Origin of the sequence: Streptococcus cristatus (assembly GCF_003943815.1) — a bacterium.
Lineage (GTDB): Bacteria > Bacillota > Bacilli > Lactobacillales > Streptococcaceae > Streptococcus > Streptococcus cristatus_F.
Window position 1 is genome coordinate 38228 of the sequence record NZ_RJNA01000001.1, and the last position, 15818, is coordinate 54045.

The 15818-nt window shown below is 44.4% G+C and carries 15 protein-coding genes and 1 pseudogene; 10 read left to right on the forward strand and 6 right to left on the reverse strand.

The genetic code is table 11. The features are described 5' to 3' along the window. The first annotated feature begins 51 nt into the window (after nt 1–51). Genes mnmL through D8872_RS00250 form a run of 4 tightly spaced genes read left to right on the forward strand, consistent with a single transcriptional unit; the run spans nt 52 to nt 3910 of the window. Entirely contained in the window at nt 52–999 is a 948-nt protein-coding gene (gene mnmL, locus D8872_RS00235; RefSeq protein ID WP_125389541.1) for a tRNA modification radical SAM protein MnmL/YtqA, read from the forward strand. Continuing rightward, on the forward strand, nt 993–1541 hold the full coding sequence (mnmM, locus tag D8872_RS00240; protein ID WP_125389542.1) for a tRNA 5-(aminomethyl)-2-thiouridylate-methyltransferase MnmM: 549 nt from the start codon (nt 993–995) through the stop codon (nt 1539–1541). The genes mnmL and mnmM overlap by 7 nt, the downstream gene beginning before the upstream one ends. A gap of 47 nt (nt 1542–1588) precedes the next feature. Continuing rightward, a complete protein-coding gene (locus D8872_RS00245; RefSeq protein ID WP_125378818.1) occupies nt 1589–1843 on the forward strand; it encodes a hypothetical protein in 255 nt (84 codons plus the stop codon). A gap of 12 nt (nt 1844–1855) precedes the next feature. Further along, nucleotides 1856–3910 carry a cation:proton antiporter gene (locus D8872_RS00250; RefSeq protein ID WP_125389543.1) on the forward strand — a complete coding sequence of 685 codons (2055 nt, stop codon included), beginning with the start codon at nt 1856–1858 and terminating at the stop codon, nt 3908–3910. 124 nt (nt 3911–4034) lie between these two features. On the opposite strand, the gene D8872_RS00255 is transcribed toward D8872_RS00250, so the two are convergent. Further along, the gene (locus D8872_RS00255; RefSeq protein ID WP_125389544.1) at nt 4035–6308 is read right to left on the reverse strand and encodes an ATP-dependent Clp protease ATP-binding subunit; all 2274 of its coding nucleotides are present in this window, start codon (nt 6306–6308) and stop codon (nt 4035–4037) included. Nucleotides 6309–6549: 241 nt separating this feature from the next. Here D8872_RS00255 and D8872_RS00260 point away from each other — a divergent pair, with 241 nt between their 5' ends. From D8872_RS00260 to D8872_RS00280, 4 genes are all read left to right on the forward strand, one after another. Then, on the forward strand, nt 6550–6780 hold the full coding sequence (locus D8872_RS00260; protein ID WP_005592360.1) for a DUF1797 family protein: 231 nt from the start codon (nt 6550–6552) through the stop codon (nt 6778–6780). 139 nt (nt 6781–6919) lie between these two features. Beyond that, nucleotides 6920–7774: a bifunctional methylenetetrahydrofolate dehydrogenase/methenyltetrahydrofolate cyclohydrolase gene (locus tag D8872_RS00265; RefSeq protein ID WP_125389545.1), complete on the forward strand. Its 855-nt coding sequence runs from the start codon at nt 6920–6922 to the stop codon at nt 7772–7774. Between the two features lie 277 nt (nt 7775–8051). Beyond that, entirely contained in the window at nt 8052–8708 is a 657-nt protein-coding gene (locus tag D8872_RS00270; protein ID WP_125389546.1) for a CBS domain-containing protein, read from the forward strand. Nucleotides 8709–8963: 255 nt separating this feature from the next. Then, nucleotides 8964–10505 carry an ABC-F family ATP-binding cassette domain-containing protein gene (locus tag D8872_RS00280; RefSeq protein WP_125389547.1) on the forward strand — a complete coding sequence of 514 codons (1542 nt, stop codon included), beginning with the start codon at nt 8964–8966 and terminating at the stop codon, nt 10503–10505. 121 nt (nt 10506–10626) lie between these two features. Here the strand turns inward: D8872_RS00280 and D8872_RS00285 are convergent, their stop codons facing one another. Beyond that, entirely contained in the window at nt 10627–11052 is a 426-nt protein-coding gene (locus tag D8872_RS00285) for a MarR family winged helix-turn-helix transcriptional regulator (protein ID WP_125389548.1), read from the reverse strand. 62 nt (nt 11053–11114) lie between these two features. On the opposite strand from D8872_RS00285, the pseudogene D8872_RS00290 reads away from it, so the two are divergent. Further along, a pseudogene (locus D8872_RS00290) lies at nt 11115–11549 on the forward strand (GNAT family N-acetyltransferase). Nucleotides 11550–11606: 57 nt separating this feature from the next. On the opposite strand, the gene D8872_RS00295 reads toward D8872_RS00290, so the two are convergent. The 4 genes from D8872_RS00295 to D8872_RS00310 all read right to left on the reverse strand — a co-directional run bounded on the left by D8872_RS00295 (nt 11607) and on the right by D8872_RS00310 (nt 14310). After that, nucleotides 11607–11924 (reverse strand): DUF960 domain-containing protein, encoded by a 318-nt coding sequence (locus D8872_RS00295; RefSeq protein WP_125389549.1) that lies wholly within the window; start codon nt 11922–11924, stop codon nt 11607–11609. Between the two features lie 186 nt (nt 11925–12110). Continuing rightward, entirely contained in the window at nt 12111–12644 is a 534-nt protein-coding gene (gene ntdP / locus D8872_RS00300) for a nucleoside tri-diphosphate phosphatase (protein ID WP_005590859.1), read from the reverse strand. 86 nt (nt 12645–12730) lie between these two features. Then, nucleotides 12731–13507: a recombination regulator RecX gene (gene recX / locus D8872_RS00305; protein WP_125389550.1), complete on the reverse strand. Its 777-nt coding sequence runs from the start codon at nt 13505–13507 to the stop codon at nt 12731–12733. A 26-nt stretch (nt 13508–13533) separates the two neighbouring features. Next, a complete protein-coding gene (locus D8872_RS00310; protein WP_125389551.1) occupies nt 13534–14310 on the reverse strand; it encodes an aminoglycoside 3'-phosphotransferase in 777 nt (258 codons plus the stop codon). Between the two features lie 55 nt (nt 14311–14365). On the opposite strand from D8872_RS00310, the gene rlmD reads away from it, so the two are divergent. After that, entirely contained in the window at nt 14366–15724 is a 1359-nt protein-coding gene (rlmD, locus tag D8872_RS00315) for a 23S rRNA (uracil(1939)-C(5))-methyltransferase RlmD (RefSeq protein WP_125389552.1), read from the forward strand. Nucleotides 15725–15818 lie beyond the last annotated feature (94 nt).

The window sequence follows — 15818 nt, forward strand, 5'->3', positions numbered from 1 at the left end:
TTTCTTAGTGAAGGGGGAAATTTTTGTTTCTATACTCTTTTTTGTGGTAGAATGGAAGGTATGAAATCTTACAATGCTTTGAATGATTATTATCGAAAACTTTTTGGAGAAAAGACCTTTAAGGTGCCCATTGATGCGGGCTTTGACTGTCCCAATCGGGATGGCACCGTGGCGCATGGAGGCTGCACTTTCTGTACCGTTTCGGGTTCTGGTGATGCCATTGTGGCACCAGATGCGCCCATTCGCGAGCAGTTCTATAAGGAAATTGACTTCATGCACCGCAAGTGGCCTGATGTTCGTAAGTATCTGGTCTATTTCCAGAACTTCACCAATACCCATGAGAAGCTTGAGGTGATCCGTGATCGTTATGAGCAAGCCATCAACGAGCCGGGTGTCGTTGGAATCAATATCGGAACTCGGCCCGACTGTTTGCCTGATGAGACCATCGCCTACTTGGCTGACCTGTCTGAACGCATGCATGTGACCGTGGAGCTGGGGCTTCAGACCACTTATGAGGAAACTTCAGACCTTATCAACCGTGCTCATTCTTATGAGCTTTATGTGGAGACGGTCCAGCGCGTTCGTAAGCTAGCTCCCAAGGCGGAGATTGTCTCTCACTTGATTAACGGTCTGCCGGGAGAGACCCATGAGATGATGCTGGAGAATGTCCGCCGCTGTGTAACGGATAATGACATTCAAGGAATCAAGCTTCACCTGCTTCACTTGATGACCAATACCCGTATGCAGCGGGATTATCATGAGGGGCGACTGCAGTTGCTCAGTCAGGAGGAATATGTCTCCATCATCTGTGACCAGCTGGAAATTATCCCTGAGCATATCGTCATCCACCGTATCACAGGCGACGCCCCGCGAGATATGTTGATTGGCCCTATGTGGAGCCTCAATAAATGGGAAGTTCTCAATGCCATCGAAGCTGAAATGCGTCGTCGTGGTAGCAAGCAAGGCTGTAAAGCAAAGGAGCAGAAATTCGTATGTTAAGACCTTTACAGATGGCCCATGCCTTTTTGGCAGAAGTCGTGACCAAGGAAGATACCGTAGTGGATGCTACTATGGGCAATGGGCATGACACGCTTTTTCTGGCTCAGTTGGCCAAGCAAGTCTATGCTTTTGATATTCAAGAGCAGGCTGTGGAAAAGACCCGCCAGCGCTTGGCAGAAGCTGGCTTAGACAATGCTCAGCTAATCTTGGCTGGGCATGAGAGTCTGGACCAATACACGGACCATTTCAAGGCTGCTATTTTTAATCTTGGCTACCTGCCTTCGGCGGACAAGTCTGTCATTACAAGACCCGATACGACGCTGGAAGCTCTAGAAAAGGTCTGCCGAGGCTTAGAAAAAGGTGGCCGCGCAGCTATCATGATTTACTACGGGCATGAAGGTGGTGAAGTTGAAAAAGATGCGGTGCTGGACTTTGTCAGTCAGCTGCCCCAGCAGGACTTCACCGTCGTCCTCTACAAGACTATTAATCAGATTAACAATCCGCCTTTTTTGGTTATGATTGAGAAATTAAAAGAAAAATAAGGATTCCAAAGTTGCTAAAAACTTTCTGGGGAATCATTTGGAGAAAAATGGATAAACAATATTTGCATGAAAAATTGGCTGGCTTACGAAACAAATACGTCGAGTCTGCCAATGAAGAAACGACTGTTGGCCTTTTGGACGAGGCCAAAATGAATAAAAAAATGCTGCGAATCAAGAAAAAATTGGTGAATTTAGAAATGGAGCGCTGCCAAAAGATGATTGAGCACCGCGATCTATCCAAAATTGATCAAAAGATTTCAGCGCAAAAAGAATTGTTTAAAGAGTGCTGCCAGCAAAGATAAAGGAGGTTCAAAGTGGAAATCCTTCTCTACACGATTGTTTTTTTGCTCTTATTGGTTATATCGAATGTGACCAACCGTTTGCTGCCCCAGCTTCCTCTACCTCTAGTGCAAATTGTGCTGGGGATTTCGCTTGGTTTTCTCCTTCCTCAGGGGAAATTTCATTTAGATACAGAGCTATTTTTGGCCTTGGTAATCGGGCCTTTGCTCTTTCGGGAGGCTGAGGAAAGTAATATTACAAGTATTCTCAAGCACTGGCGAATCATTTTGTATTTGATTTTTCCAGTTATCTTTATTTCAACGCTTGGTTTGGGCTATCTGGCCCATCTTCTCTGGGCTGCCTTGCCCTTGGCGGCCTGTGTTGCCGTAGGAGCAGCTCTGGGACCGACAGACTTGGTTGCCTTTGCTTCCCTATCAGAGCGTTTTTCCTTCCCCAAGCGGGTGGAAAATATCCTAAAAGGAGAGGGATTGCTTAACGATGCGTCTGGTCTAGTTGCTTTTCGTGTGGCTCTTTTGGCCTGGACTACAGGAAGTTTTTCCCTAGGAAAAGCTAGTATATCCTTAGTTCTTTCCATTATTGGAGGATTTGCTGTTGGGATGGCCAGCGCAGCTCTTAATCGCTGGTTGCATAAACTGCTGATGAGTGCCCAAGTATCAGATATTGCCAGTGAGCTCTTGCTGGAGCTGAGCTTACCCTTGGTTACCTTCTTTTTAGCAGAGGAGATTCATGTCTCAGGGATTATCGCAGTAGTCGTTGCAGGTATCTTTAAGGCTAGCCGCTTCAAGCGGATAACGCTTCTGGAAGCTCAGGTGGATTCGGTCACGGAAACCATCTGGAATACAGTGAACTTCATGCTCAATGGCTCTGTTTTTATCATCTTAGGAATAGAGCTGGAGATGATTGCAGAGCCAATTTTAAAGAGCCCGATTTACGATAATCTCTTGTTACTCGTGAGCATTGTTCTTTTGACTTTCCTGCTCTTTGCTCTTCGGTTTATCATGTTGTTCACTTTTTACTTCATCCGAATCAGAAGATTGCACAAGAATGTTGGAAACTACCTGAAGGAAATGCTGCTGCTGACCTTTTCAGGTGTCAAAGGAACCGTCTCCATTGCGACTATTCTTTTGATTCCGAGTCAATTGGAGCAAGATCATCCTTTGTTGCTTTTCTTGGTTGCAGGTGTCACCTTTCTGAGCTTTCTGACAGGTTTACTCACTCTTCCTCATCTGTCTGAGGAAAGAGAAGAGGAAGCCGAGCACCTCATGCACATTGCTATTTTAAATGAAGTGGTGAGTGAGCTGGAAGCAGGCCTCAAGCAAACCAAGGCTAAGGCACCTCTCTATGCGGCTATTGACAATTACCATGGCCGAATCGAAAATCTAATCCTTGAACAGGAAGACAAGGCCACTCAGCGAGACTTGGCAGCTCTGAAATTATTGATTTTGAGTATCGAAAATGATGGTCTGGAGCAAGCTTTTGAGGAAGGAAAAATCAGCGACCGCAGCTATCACCTCTATCAGCGTTACCTGCAAAATATCGAGCAGGGAATCAATCGCAACCTGGCTTCTCGCTTTACCTATATGCTTCTCGTTACCCTGCGTGTATTGCGCATGTTGCTCCATGAAATCGTCACTCTTGGTGCCAGATGGCGCTCTTGGAGGCAGGGTGGAGCTAAGCATCTAACTGCTGAGGATATGGAGGATATAGCAGAGCTTTATCTGTCCAATACCGAAGTCATTATCGAAAGTTTGGAACATCTAAAAGGTATTTATAAGCCTTCTCTAATTACTTTTTTGCAGGAATCTCGACTAAGGGAAACGGAGATCATCGGTAGTGGTGCCTTCGTCGAGCGTGTTATTGCGCGATTCAAGCCCAATAACATCTCAGAAATGATCTGGGGCTATTATTTGGAGAGAAAAATTATCTTTGAATACGAGAAAAAGAAATTGATCTCAAGTAGCTATGCTAAACGCCTGCGCCAAAATGTCAATAATTTAGAAAATTACTCACTGAAAGAAAGAGCCAATACTCTACCTTATGACATGGTTAATTACGCTAGAGAGCGCTAGAAGATAAGGCTATCCAGTGAGCTCCACTAAAAATTAAATAGAATTCAAAAAGAGAACGGCATGCTTTAGCCGTTCTCTTTTTGCTTGTTTTTTAAAGTCTATCAAGACGCAGAGTTAAAATCAGTTAGCTTTGGCTTTCATCGAGCTTGGTTTTTTCTGCTTCAGCCTTTTTGGCTGACTTGATAAGAATCTTGCCATTGCTGGTCATGATTGCTTTGAGTTCTTTTTCGCTTGGATTTTCCAGATAGAAGTCAGTAATGGCGTCTTCGATATGATCTTGAATGGTACGGCGCAGTGGGCGAGCACCCATTTTCGGATCGTAGCCCAGATCAACCAATTTTTCTTTGACTTTCTCCGTAACATCCAGATGAATGTCATTGGTTGCCAAACGTTGATTGACATCGTCTAGCATAAGGTTGACGATTTGCAGCAGATTGTCCTTGCTGAGTGGCTTGAATTCGATAATGCCGTCGAAGCGGTTCATAAACTCAGGACTAAAGAAGTTGCCCAATTCACCCAAAACGGAATTGGTACGGCCTTCACGAGCTGCCCCAAAGCCAACGCTGGCTTCAGCTTTGCCAGTTCCGGCATTGGATGTCATGATGATAATAGTGTCCTTGAAGCTGACAGTCCGACCTTGACCATCGGTCAGGCGGCCATCATCCAGAACCTGCAGGAACATGTGCATAACGTCAGGATGGGCTTTTTCCACCTCATCCAGCAGAATGAGCGAGTAGGGATTGCGGCGGACGCGCTCAGTCAACTGACCAGCCTCCTCATAGCCGACGTAGCCTGGAGGGGCACCGACCAGCTTGGCCACGCTGTGTTTTTCCATGTATTCACTCATATCAAAGCGAATCATGCTGTCAGCCGAGCCAAAGAGCTCAATGGCTAGTTGCTTAGACAGCTCAGTCTTACCGACACCAGTAGGACCGACAAAGAGGAAGCTACCAATTGGACGATTAGGACTTCCCAGTCCGACCCGGTTGCGGCGGATGGCCTTGGCAATCTTATCCACGGCATCATCTTGCCCAATGACATGAGCTTTTAAATCGCTGGCAAGATTGACCAGTTGAGACTGTTCTTTTTCTTTGAGGTCGCCGACTGGGATATTGGTCTTTTGCTCTACAATGTGCTCAATGGTTTTCTCGCTGATAATTGGAATATCGTTATCCAGCACGCTCGTCTTTTGGAGTTCCTTGTATTTGGCAATCTGATCGCGGAAGTAAGCCGCTTTTTCAAAGTCTTCGTCACGAGTTGCCTGAGCCTTGAGGTTTTCGGCCTCAATCAGACGCTGGTCAATGACCTTGGGATCAACAAAGTTGAGGGTCAGATTCATCTTAGAACCAGCCTCATCCAAGAGGTCGATAGCCTTGTCTGGCAGGAAGCGATCTTGGATGTAGCGGTTGGAGAGAAGTGCCGCAGCTTCAATGGCCGCGTCTGTGTACTTGACATGATGGTAGTCTTCGTATTTTTTCTGAATCCCTTTGAGGATGGTAATCGTTTCCTCTACTGTCGGCTCGTCTACTTTGACCGGCTGCATGCGGCGCTCGAGGGCTGCATCCTTCTCGATGATACGGTATTCATTGAGGGTAGTAGCTCCAACCATTTGGAGTTCTCCGCGAGCCAGAGCTGGTTTGAGGATGTTCCCAGCGTCCATATTGCCATCGCCAGCAGAACCCGCTCCGACAATTTCATGGATTTCATCAATAAAGAGAATGACATCTTGACGAGAACGAATCTCGTCCATGAGCTTCTGCATCCGCTCTTCAAATTGGCCACGGATACCAGTCCCTTGTACTAGGCTGACAACGTCCAGGCGGATAACTTCCTTGCCTTGGAGTTTATGAGGCACATCCCCGTCCACAATCTTCTGGGCTAGGCCTTCGACCACAGCTGTTTTTCCGACACCGGGTTCCCCGATAAGGACAGGATTGTTCTTGGTGCGGCGGTTGAGGATTTCAATGACACGAGTAATCTCTTCGTCCCGACCGATGACAGGGTCAATTTCTCCTTTACGGGCAATCTCAGTCACATTGATACCAAACTCTTCTAGGAGACCTTTTGGCTTTTGCGGAGCCTGTTGGCGCGGACCAGATCCACGGTTGGAATTGCCACCATAGCCACCGCCACCGTAGCCTCCTCCAGATTGAGTTGGCGGGATATTTGGATTTGGTTCTTGCGGTTGTTGGAAATTACCAAGGCTATTAAAGAAATCGTCAATAGGATCAATTCCTTGATTGTTAGCCTGAGTCAGTCCTCGAAACAGACTATTGTTAGGGTCTGTCTTCATGATTTGGTAGCAGTTTTGACAAAGGTCAATCTGCTGCTTATTCCCATTTACATTTGTATAGAGATGGATGGTTGATTCATTGATTTTACAATTTTGACAAAGCATATTCTACCTCTTTCTTTGGCCGTAGATCCACCTATTTTTAAATGGTCAAAAATAGTCAAAGTATTATAGTTTCATTATATCAGTATTCTTGCACAATGCAAGAATTTACTACAAAATCCTCCCTGAGACTGATTTTTTGAGAAATTATAGAGCTAAAAAGAGAAAAAAATGGTCTTTTACTGGTATTTCAGTTTCTTTTTATGGTAAAATAGGAGAGAAGCAAGTAAATAGGAGAAATAAAATGGAATCACATTTAGTTAGAATCATCAATCGTTTGGAAGCTATGGCCAAAGACGGTGGAAATTTAAAACGTAATTTTGAACGTGAAGGAGTAGTTGTTGCCGAAGTGGCGTATAGCTACGACGAAGAAAATGGACCAATTTTTACTCTGCGTGATGTGGCAGCGCGTGAGACTTATACTTTCGATAGTATTGACTTGATTGCCATGGAAATTTATGAATTATTATACTAAAAAGCAGGGTTCTGCTTTTTTATTTTGCTCGTCAAGCTCAGTCTTTCCTCCTATAACTTTATATAAGAAAAATGTATAAGTGGGACAGAAGGATTTCTGATATAATGAATAAATATAGTGAAAAAGAAATGAGAAAAGAATGGCAAATATTATTGACGGGAAAGCTTTAGCGGAAAAGCTTCAAGCGAAACTTGCAGAAAAAACAGCAAAACTAAAAGCAGAGACAGGTCAGGAACCTGGTTTAGTGGTGATTTTGGTGGGCGACAATCCAGCCAGTCAAGTTTATGTGAGAAATAAAGAGCGGTCTGCTCTAGCTGCTGGCTTTCGCAGTGAAGTTGTGCGCCTGCCTGAGTCAACGAGTCAGGAAGAATTGCTGACCTTGATTGCTAAATATAATCAGGATCCAGCTTGGCACGGAATCTTAGTCCAGCTTCCTTTGCCAGCCCACATTGATGATGAAGCGGTTCTATTAGCCATTGATCCAGAGAAGGATGTAGATGGCTTTCATCCGACCAATATGGGGCGACTTTGGTCAGGACATCCCTTGATGATCCCTTCTACACCAGCAGGAATCATGGAAATGTTCCGCGAATATAAGGTGGACTTGGAAGGAAAGAATGCGGTGGTGATTGGCCGTAGTAATATTGTCGGCAAACCCATGGCTCAGCTTCTGTTGTCTAAAAATGCGACCGTTACTTTGACGCACTCAAGGACCCACCATTTAGCAAAAATTGCAAAGAAAGCTGATATTTTAGTGGTGGCTATCGGACGAGGACACTTTGTAACCAAGGACTTTGTCAAGGAGGGAGCTGTCGTGATTGATGTCGGCATGAACCGGGATGAAAATGGTAAGTTGATTGGCGATGTTAAATTTGACGAAGTGGCAGAAGTGGCTAGTCTCATTACTCCAGTTCCAAAGGGAGTCGGACCGATGACCATTACCATGCTAATGGAACAGACTTACCAGGCCTTTGTTAGAAGTTTGGAGAAATAATAGAAAAGTGCCATTAGGTTGATCGATTTCTTCTTTCAATTGTTTTTGGTCATCTTGTCGCTAGTGGTATTAGACAAGAAACTCTAGAAATAGGCTAAAGCGAGGCTGGATCAAACGTTCCCCCTCGTTTTCTCATAGAAGAATCTAGCCTTTTTATAGGTAGCTAGCCTGATTTTTCTAAATTTTGAAAACATAAGAGAAAATTGTGAAAGCGTTTGAAATTAGTTGGAAAATACAGTATAATAAGATTAGAAAAAGAAACTAGAGGAGGCTTCTCATGGCAGTAAAAGATTTTATGACACGCAAGGTTGTATACATTAGTCCAGACACAACGATTGCGCATGCGGCAGATATTATGCGCGACCAAAAATTGCACCGCTTGCCCGTGATTGAAAATGATAAGCTGGTGGGTCTTGTGACAGAAGGAACAATCGCAGAAGCAAGTCCATCAAAGGCAACGAGCCTATCAATTTATGAAATGAACTATCTTCTAAATAAAACTAAGGTAAAAGATGTGATGATTCACGATGTTGTTACTATTTCCCAGTATGCTAGTTTGGAAGATGCGACTTATTTGATGCTGAAAAATAAAATTGGAATCTTACCAGTTGTTGACAATGAGCAGGTCTATGGAATCATTACAGATCGCGATATTTTCAAGGCTTTTCTAGAAGTGTCTGGTTATGGCGAAAAGGGCGTTCGGATGCGCTTTGTCACAGAAGACGAGGTTGGTGTCCTATCGCATATTATCGCATTACTTGTCGAAGAAAACCTCAATATTTCAAACACAGTCAATATTCCTCGTAAGGACGGTAAAGTTGTCATTGAGGTACAAATTGACGGAGATATTGACTTGGTTTCCTTGAAGGCCAAGTTTGAAGCACACAATATAAAAGTAGAAGATATTACCCGCACCAGTGCAAAAGTTTTATAAAGTAAAAGAGGCTGGGACAAAAGTCCCAGCCTCTTCAATTGTCTTTGGCTTGTCGAGCAAGACGCAGGGGTTGAGTGGGCTCTACTACGCTGATTTCATCAGCTTTTACAGCCCTACTCAACTGTGCGGAGGTGGGACGACGAAATCGAATTCTAACGAATGACCGATTTCTGTCCTACTCTCTTTATTTTCTTGCCAATTGGCTTCCTAAGATGGTATAATCAAGGAACTGCAATCAATGATAGAGGAGAAAAGATGAGTATTTTAGAAGTGAAAAATCTCAGCCACGGTTTTGGTGACCGGGCTATTTTTGAGGATGTATCCTTCCGCCTGCTCAAGGGGGAGCATATTGGTCTAGTCGGTGCCAATGGTGAGGGAAAGTCAACCTTTATGAGTATTGTGACGGGTAAAATGCTGCCGGACGAAGGTAAGGTCGAGTGGTCCAAGTATGTGACGGCTGGCTATTTGGACCAGCATGCTGTGCTAGAACAAGGCCAGTCTGTCCGCGATGTCTTGCGGACGGCCTTTGACGAGCTTTTCAAGACCGAGGCCCGTATCAATGAAATCTACATGAGCATGGCTGAGGATGGAGCGGATGTGGATGCCCTCATGGAAGAAGTGGGCGAGCTACAGGACCGCTTGGAGAGCCGAGATTTCTATACGCTAGATGCCAAGATTGACGAAGTTGCACGAGCACTAGGTGTCATGGACTACGGTATGGAAAGCGATGTGACAGAGCTATCTGGTGGGCAGCGGACTAAGGTTCTCTTGGCTAAGCTGCTTCTGGAAAAGCCAGATATCCTGCTTTTGGACGAGCCAACCAACTATCTAGATGCGGAGCATATTGACTGGCTCAAGCGTTACCTTCAGAATTATGAAAATGCCTTTGTCTTGATCTCGCATGATATTCCTTTCTTGAACGATGTGATCAATATCGTCTACCATGTGGAAAATCAGCACTTGACCCGTTATTCTGGGGATTATTACCAATTCTTAGAAGTCTATGAGATGAAAAAATCTCAGCTGGAAGCAGCCTACGAGCGCCAGCAGAAGGAAATTGCAGACCTCAAGGATTTTGTGGCCCGCAACAAAGCCCGTGTGGCGACCCGTAATATGGCCATGTCCCGCCAGAAAAAGCTGGATAAGATGGATATTATTGAGCTGCAAAGTGAGAAACCAAAACCTTCCTTTGATTTCAAATCAGCCCGTACACCTGGCCGCTTTATCTTCCAAGCCAAGGATTTGCAGATTGGCTACGACCGGCCTCTAACTCAGCCTCTTAACCTGACTTTTGAGCGCAATCAGAAGGTGGCCATCATCGGGGCAAATGGGATTGGGAAAACCACTCTTCTTAAGAGTCTACTAGGTATTATCCCACCAATCGCTGGGGAAGTTGAACGTGGGGACTATCTGGAGCTGGGTTATTTCGAGCAGGAAGTCGAGGGCGGCAATCGTCAGACACCGCTGGAAGCAGTCTGGAATGCCTTTCCGGCCCTTAATCAGGCAGAAGTTCGAGCTGCTCTGGCCAGATGTGGCTTGACTTCCAAGCATATCGAGAGCCAGATTCAGGTTCTTTCAGGTGGGGAGCAGGCCAAGGTCCGCCTTTGCCTCCTCATGAACCGAGAAAATAATGTTCTGGTTCTGGATGAGCCGACTAACCACCTGGATGTAGATGCCAAGGAGGAGCTCAAGCGCGCTCTGAAAGAATACAAGGGCAGCATCCTCATGGTCTGCCACGAGCCTGATTTCTATGAGGGCTGGATGGATCAAATCTGGGACTTCAATCAACTAACTTAAAAAGCTATTAAGGCGGTTTTGATTGCAGAGACTAGGAGGACTCACTTAGTCACTTGCAAGCAGCCGCTTTTAATAGCTTTAGTTTTTAATATCACATAGTTGCAAATGCAATTATATTGTGTTATACTTCTTCTTGTTGGGAGTTTTGGATTTTCTGTAAGATATGATCCAACTGAAAGAGTTCAGATGAAGTCAGTTGATGCAGACTAGCCTGAATATATCTGTTCTCGTAGCCAATCAGCTTATCATATACTCTTAGTGCAGGAGTCAGTGGATAGAGCTCCTTGAATTTCTTGTTTTGAGCCTTGGTTTTCTTGACAATCAAGCCCCTTTCTTCCAGCTTTCTTAGAGAGCGGCTTAGAGTAGTCTTGTCAATCTGAACCAGCTCTGCCAGCTGAGATTGATGGATGGCGGGATGTTCGACAATGCGAGTAAGAATGAGAAAGAGATTATTATCAAGCCCGCATTGGCTAGCTTCTTGGTTCATTCTCATCATGGCTTGACGGGAGATGAAACCCATTTGACGAAATAACTGACGATAATCCATAAGAACTCCTTTGATAGTTGCATTTACAATGATTATATAATAAAGCAAGGACGGAAACAAGTATGTGGCATAAAAAATATTTGCAAGAGTTGGACACGCTAGAGTTTTACAAGATTCTAAAACTGCGGATCGATACCTTTGTCGTCGAGTAAGAGCGAATCTATCATGAATTGGATGAAAAAGACTTAAAAGCTGTTCACATTTTTCATGTTAATAAACAAGAGGAAGTGGATGCCTATGCCCGCGTGTTTGTGGAAGATGGAAAAGTCGTTTTCGGCCGCCTTGTGACAGCTCCGTCAGCTCGGGGGAAAGGATTAGGCAGTCGCTTAGTAGAGGAAATTCTGAATCTTTGTACTGAAAAGTGGCCAAGAAAAATCATTGAAATTGAAGCCCAGGAGCAAGTCGTGGGGCTTTATGAAAAATTCGGTTTTGTAAGTCAGGGAGAGCCTTTTATCTTTGAATCAAGGCCCCATATCAAAATGATTTACAACAAATAAAAAAATCCAGTTGAAGAACCACTTATAATGACGGTGTCTCAACTGGATTTTGCTTTCTTAAAACATGGAGTATTCATCGGCTAACATGACTGTTTCTCTGCCGTCATTGTCCACAACGTAGATCATTCGAGGATAGAAAGGGTCAAACTTATAGGTGAAATCAAAGGAGATAAGTGTATTGAGATGGTCCTCGGAGAAGCGAAAAGTCAGCTTCCCTTCGTTATTAATCAATTCGAAGCGAATCAGATTATTCAAAGGGAAGACATCTTTAAGGAAGTTGTCGATGATGTACCAGAAAGTGTCAATCACATCATCTGGCAAGCTAGTGATAACGCCAAAGCTGGCATAGCGACCACGAGTATTGGTAAAAGCCATGAGACTCACTCCTTTCTGGAAACCTAGCTGCGGTAGACCAAATATCAGTCATTTAGTGTGACACAGCAATATTGTTGGTTCTATCATACAAGAAATAAGTAGGAATTGCAAGAAATTGCTTCTTTGCTGGACGGAGGTCTTTTGAGAAAGAGAGCAAGAAAAAAGAGCTTGCGCTCTTTGACAACTTTATCGATTCTTTAGTTCAACATAACGTTTGTACCAAATTTTCACATAAGCATCGGAGAAGGGACCGCGTTCGTTGTTGATCCAGTCAACCAGAATCTTAACGTTTTCCTTGAGAATGAAATCCAAATCATCCGAATAGTTCATTTGCCTTTTATGACGTTCATATTCTTCCACATCAAGCAGCCGTTTTTCTCCGTCTGTGAAGACCTTGACATCTAAATCATAGTCGATGTACTTGAGGGCTTCATTGTCCAGATAGTAGGGGCTGGCAAGGTTGCAGTAGTATGAAGTGCCATTATCACGAATCATGGCAATGATATTAAACCAATATTTCTTATGAAAATAGACAATGGCAGGCTCTCGTGTTACCCAACGCCGGCCATCACTTTCTGTCACCAGTGTGTGGTCATTAACGCCAATAATGGCATTTTCTGTTGTCTTTAGTACCATGGTATCTCGCCAAGTGCGGTGAAGATTCCCATCATGCTTATAACTTTGAATTGTAATAAAGTCGCCTTCTTTGGGAAGTTTCATAACCTACCAACTTTCTACAATTTATAAGTTTATCCTCTTTATTGTAACATATTTTCATAAAAATGCCTAAGTTTTCATAGAAAATCTTAAAGATATTCTCTTAGAGCGCTGGCAATGTCGGAGAAATCATAGCCTTTACGGGCCAGAGCTTGGGTCAGACGCTGTTTTAAGTCATAGCCCTCGTACTTTTTGGAGTACTTGCGGTATTGCTTGTCTAGCTCTTTATAGAGCAGTTCTTGTTGGTTTTCCTGGTCTTCTTCGATGTCTAAATGCTGATAGGCGGTTTTGGCTTGGCTGTATGAAAATCCTTTGTTTATCAAGGATTGAAGAATTTTATCTTGTAAGGCCTTGCTGGGCAGTTTTCCCTGGTATTTTTTGAGCAATTTTTCGGCAACTCGCTCGGCTACTTCAGTGAAATCAAATTGTCTTAATTCTTCTTCAATAGTAGTGCTAGAAATTCCTTTTTGACTGAGTTTTTGCTTGAGAACAAAAGCGCCCTTGTCACCAGTGAGAAGGTTGGATTGGATAAAAGAATTAGCATATTTTCTGTCGTTGATCCAATTTTCTTTTTTTAAAGCATCCAAGACTTGGCTGATGATGTCTGGCTGGATATCGTTCTGGGTCAGATAGTCCTTGACTTCCTTGGCAGTTCTTTGCTTGAAGGAGAGATGGTAGAGGGCTAGATTTTTGCCGTAGGAAAATTGGGCGTAAGTTTGAATCTCTTTTAACTCCTGCTCCGTGATTTCCATCCCTTTAGACAGCATGAAGCGGACGATAGTGTCCTCTGTGATATAGAGCTTTTCACTGTCGTCCAACTCCAAGAGGTAGAGTCTTTTTTTCTTTTCGATTTTTGTGATTTTCATAAGAGATTTTGGCAAAATCCTTTCTTTTAGCCAAATGCTTCAAAGGAAGCAATCAAGCGCAGTTTGTCTGTATCAACATCCTTCCGGCCATAGTAGTCAAGAAAGAGCTCTGCGTATTTGGGGTCAGATAAATTATAAGTAAGAGACCAGATGGCCCAGTAAAGGTCAATGTGGCGATCACTGAGGCCAGCGAGACCAACGTCAATAAAGCAGGAGAAGGTTGCTGCGTCTTTCAGAATGAAATTAGGCAAGCAGGCATCTCCGTGAATCAAGGAGTCTGACGTCAGTAGGTGTCCCTGTTCTTGGATAAGCTGGTAGGCTTCCTCTCGACTTTGGATATGAAATTGAGGCAGCAAGGCTTTTTGATAAAAGCAACCTTTATGGTAATTTTCCTCTGCTTGCTCTTTATAGTGTTGGAGGCGATGCTGGATTGGGAAATTCTGGGGTTGGATGCTATGAAGTTTTCTGAGCGCGGCAGCTATTGTTTGGCAAAGCTCTTCTGGCTGTTGAAGAAAGGCTAGGGCATCCTTGCCCTCGGCTTCTCTAGTCAGCAGGTAGTCATGATCTGCTGATAGGTAGTGAATGACAGGCACACCGAGTTCTTGCTTCTCAAACCATTTGGCAAGTGTGGCTTCTTGGGCTAACTGGCCTTTTTGGTCAATTTTCAAATAATAGCCCGTATCGGCATAGAAAACACGGGCGCTTGAATGTGAGGAGCTGTCGTAAAAGTTGGCTCCCTCTAGATAAGTTCGGATTTGCTCAGGGAAATGTGCGAGTGGAAGAGATATTTTTTCTGCTTTCATACTTTTATTGTAACATATTCTCAACGAATCGACTCTAGCGTGGTATAATAGAGGCATGAATGTAAAAGTGAAGCAAAGAATCCCTCTCAAAATCAAAAAAATGGGAATCAATGGGGAAGGAATTGGATTTTATAAGAAAACGCTGGTTTTTGTGCCGGGGGCTTTGAAAGGCGAGGAAGTCTACTGTCAGGTGACCAAGGTACAGCGGAATTTTATTGAAGCCAAGCTCCTCACCATCAACAAACGGTCAAAATTTCGGGTGGAAGCGCCGTGTGAGATTTATGAAAGCTGCGGAGGCTGTCAAATCATGCATCTCCACTATGACAAGCAGTTGGAGTTTAAGGAAGATTTGCTGCGTCAAGCTCTTAAAAAGTTTGCACCAGCTGGCTACGAAAACTATGAAATCCGTCCGACCATCGGTATGCAGGAGCCGCTCTATTACAGGGCTAAGCTGCAGTTTCAGACTCGGAAGTTTAAGGATGAGGTCAAGGCAGGGCTCTATGCCCAGAATTCCCACTATCTGGTCTCGCTGAAAAACTGTCTGGTTCAGGACAAGGTAACGCAGGCTATTGTCAATAAGGTGGCTCGGCTGTTAGGCAAGTATAGGCTACCTATCTATGATGAGCGCAAGACTGCTGGAGTGCGAACAGTCATGATTCGCAGGGCCAGAAAGACGGGTCTGGTGCAGATGATTTTTGTGACAGGGCGCAAGCTAGACTTTTCTCCAGTCGTTCGAGACCTAGTGGCTGAATTTCCCGAGCTGGAGACAGTGGCGGTCAATTATCATACGAGCAAGTCCAGTGAGATTTATGGGGATAAGACAGAGATTATCTGGGGCGAAGAAGCCATTCAAGAAGGAGTGCTGGACTATGAGTTTTCCCTGTCGCCTCGGGCTTTCTATCAGCTCAATCCTGAGCAGACTGAGGTGCTCTACGGGGAGGCGGTTAAGGCGTTGGATGCGACGAAAGAAGACCATTTGATTGACGCTTATTGCGGGGTTGGGACCATCGGTTTTGCTTTTGCTAAAAGGGTCAAGTCTTTGCGAGGCATGGACATCATCCCTGAGGCCATTGAAGACGCCAAGCGCAATGCGAAAAAGATGGGCTTTGACAATACGCTCTACGAGGCTGGAACGGCAGAGGAGATTATTCCTCGCTGGTACGCTGAAGGTTACCGGGCGGATGCCTTGATTGTCGACCCGCCACGAACTGGTCTGGACGATAAGCTGCTAGAGACGATTGTTCGCTATGCACCTGAGAAGATGGTCTACGTTTCCTGCAATGTCTCAACTCTGGCGCGCGATTTGGTCAAGCTCAGTCAGGTATATGAAGTCCACTACATCCAGTCGGTTGACATGTTTCCCCATACCGCTCGGACCGAAGCAGTGGTGAAATTGGTTAAAAAAGACAAGTAGAAGAGTGATTTATTGAAGCTTCTTTGAGGTAACGACAAAATCAAGTCTGAATGAACAGCAAAAACCTGCAGAAGTCTGCAGGTTTTTGAGTTAG